1 protein-coding gene is annotated in these 1,140 nt (G+C 65.3%); it reads left to right on the top strand.

Annotation, left to right across the window (positions count from 1 at the left end):
- A partial coding sequence (locus FG385_RS33720) for an acyl-CoA dehydrogenase family protein (RefSeq protein WP_139100872.1) occupies positions 1-1,140 on the top strand: 1,140 nt, incomplete at both ends.

Below are 1,140 nucleotides of genomic sequence, written 5' to 3'. Positions count from 1 at the left end.
CGAGATCCTGTCCACCGTCCGTTCGTTCGTGGACAAGGAGATCATTCCGCATGCCCAGGAGTTGGAGCACGCGGACACCTACCCGACGGACATCGTCGAGGGGATGAAGGAGATGGGCCTGTTCGGGCTCACCGTTCCGGAAGAGTTCGGCGGGCTTGGGGAGTCCCTGCTGACCTACGCGCTGGTGGTGGAGGAGATCGCGCGTGGGTGGATGAGCGTGTCGGGTGTGATCAACACGCATTTCATCGTGGCACACATGATTTCCCGGCACGGTACGCCCGAGCAGAAACAGAAGTACCTGCCGAAGATGGCCGCCGGCGAGATCCGCGGTTCGTTCTCGATGTCGGAGCCGGACCTGGGTTCGGACGTGGCGGCGATCAAGACCCGCGCGAAGCGGGACGGCGGAGACTATGTGATCGACGGCGCGAAGATGTGGCTGACCAACGGGGGCAGCTCGAACCTCATCGCGCTGCTGGTGAAAACCGATGAGGGCGCCGGAAAGGCTCACCAGAACCTGACCGCGTTCCTGGTGGAGAAGCCGGAAGGGTTCGGGGAGGTGGCGCCGGGCCTGACGATCCCGGGGAAGATCGACAAGATGGGCTACAAGGGCGTCGACACCACCGAGGCGGTGTTCGACGGGTTCCGCATCCCCGCGTCCCAGGTCCTCGGTGAGGCCCCGGGCAGGGGGTTCTCGTTCATGATGGACGGGATCGAGGTCGGCCGGGTGAACGTGGCGGCGCGGGCGTGCGGGATCGCGATCCGCGCGTTCGAGCTGGCTATCGACTACGCCCAGCAGCGCAAGACGTTCGGCAAGCCGATCGCCGAGCACCAGGCGATCGCGTTCAAGCTGGCGGAGATGGCCACGAAGGTGGAGGCGGCGCATCTGATGATGGTGAACGCCGCCCGGTTGAAGGACACCGGCGAGCGTAACGACGTCGCGGCCGGGATGGCGAAGCTGATCGCGAGCGAGTACTGCGCCGAGGTCACCCAGGAGGCGTTCCGGATCCACGGCGGCTACGGCTACTCGAAGGAGTACGAGATCGAACGCCTCATGCGTGAGGCCCCGTTCCTGCTCATCGGCGAAGGCACCAGCGAGATCCAGAAGACCATCATCAGCCGCGGTCTCCTCCGCGAGTACCG

This window comes from Amycolatopsis alkalitolerans, from assembly GCF_006152065.1.
Classification (GTDB): Bacteria; Actinomycetota; Actinomycetes; order Mycobacteriales; family Pseudonocardiaceae; genus Amycolatopsis_E; species Amycolatopsis_E alkalitolerans.
The sequence above is the reverse complement of the archived record's forward strand: the minus strand, read 5'-3'. Positions and strand labels throughout refer to the sequence as shown.